The sequence below is a fragment of the Vibrio sp. OPT46 genome (genome assembly GCF_015163535.1).
GTDB lineage: Bacteria > Pseudomonadota > Gammaproteobacteria > Enterobacterales > Vibrionaceae > Vibrio > Vibrio alginolyticus.
Window position 1 is genome coordinate 124,900 of the sequence record NZ_JADDYG010000358.1, and the last position, 1,829, is coordinate 126,728.

General features: G+C 45.7%; 2 protein-coding genes. Both read right to left on the reverse strand.

Annotated elements, in window-relative coordinates:
• The coding region (locus tag IQR33_RS33275; RefSeq protein ID WP_228013934.1) for an iron ABC transporter permease at nucleotides 1-1,269 on the reverse strand (1,269 nt) is incomplete at its 3' end.
• A partial coding sequence (locus IQR33_RS16615) for an ABC transporter substrate-binding protein (RefSeq protein WP_193843861.1) occupies nucleotides 1,266-1,829 on the reverse strand: 564 nt, incomplete at its 5' end. The genes IQR33_RS16615 and IQR33_RS33275, both read right to left, overlap by 4 nt.

The window sequence follows — 1,829 nt, forward strand, 5'->3', positions numbered from 1 at the left end:
TTCAGGACTTGCCATTGGGTTTCCACTTAGGCGTTGAATCATGGTTCCAGCAATCGCTAACATTGCCCCCGCAATTGCTGCTGCAAATAATCTAGGTGCGCGCCATTCCAAAAAAATCCAATTTTGGCTAGCAAATAAATTTGTCCACCCTTCATTTTGCACAGCAACCGTGGCAAAAAGAACAACAGAAATTAACGTGCCGATCAACGCCAATGAGATCGCTTTAGGGTTTAGCTTGTAAACATGTTGACGGTGTCGAGTTAACACTGTTTGAGTATGGCTCTGCGTCTTTTGTGATAAACGAGGTAACAGCCATAACAGTAACGGAGCGCCCAATGCAGCCGTTGCTGCTCCCGTTGGTATAAAACTCGCCATTAGCCCTGGCAGTTGCTGAATAACCAAATCGGTTAAAGTCAATAACATGGCACCAATCAGCATTGATACCCAAAGCTTATGCTGGATTTTATTGATACCTATCAATCGAGTAATCGCTGGCGCCGCTAACCCGATGAAACCGATGATTCCTACGGCAGAAACCACCCAAGAAGTGATTAACACCGCAAGCCCAAGACAGACAAAACGCAACTTAGCTAACGAGACACCTAAACTCTTGGCACCTTGCTCGGAGAGTTCCAACAGACTTAACGGCTTTGCAATCACAAATGCAACGACCGTAGCAAGTGCGATTCGAGGTGCAAGATACGAGAAATCTCCCCATCCACTCTGAACAAGCGAACCGGCTCCCCATATCATTAACCCATTCAGCTTTTCGGTATTCATCATCAGAATAACCGTACTTAATGATGCAAAGTACAGGTTTATCACTAACCCAGAAACGACGACAACCGTTGGAGATAACGCTCGTCGCCATGACAACAGCATCACCAACCCCATCGATATCACACCGCCGATGAGAGCAACCAAATTAGGCGCGATATCCAACATCCAAGGTGCGAATAGCGTTGCTAACATCAAAGCAAAACTTGAACCGCTCGCCACACCAAGTGTCGTGGGTGAAGCGAGAGGGTTACGCAGCACTTGCTGCATCAATACCCCAGCAACCGCTAATCCAGCACCAGATATAATCGTGGTGAAGACTCGAGGCCACCAGCTAAAGTGAAGTAAAACAGAATCGATAGATTGAAAGTTAGGCTCCCATAAACTGCTTAGAGCTAACGAAAATGAGCTTACTTGGTACAATTGGAAAGCACCAATAGAAAAGGTAAATGCCGAAAGTAACACCACAAAGCTTAAAGGCATCGTTTTCATTGTGTTAACTCCTCGACCTTACTCGCCGTAACTAACTCTGCGAAACGGAGGGCTGAAGGCATAGAACCAAAACTCCAAACGGGCGCGACTTGCATGACCTTTTCACCAGATTGTTGAACAACATATTGCCAAAATGGGTCTTGAGAGAGCTGCTCCGCTCCACCATAAGGTAATGGCTCTACGATAACGATTTGAGCTTTTATGCCAGCTAACTTGTCGATGCCAACTAGGCTGAAGCCCCAGCTATTCGTCTTTTCATTCCATGCATTACTCAGCCCAATCTTTTCGATAGCCTGGGAGTAAAGACTATTTTGACCAAAAACACGTACGTGCTTTGTATCCATAAACTGAATCATTAGAAGTGGCGGCTGGCCTTTATTTATACGCTTTTTTAATAAAGACAAACGTTTTTCATATTGTTGGATAAGCGCCTCTGCTTCCGCCTCTCTTCCCAGCTCTTCACCAAACCTCCGAGTGAAACTGGTAAGTACCGACCAATCCGTAATCCCGCTTTCATATAAGTCAATGGTGGTAACCGGGGCGATATCAACTAAGCGATG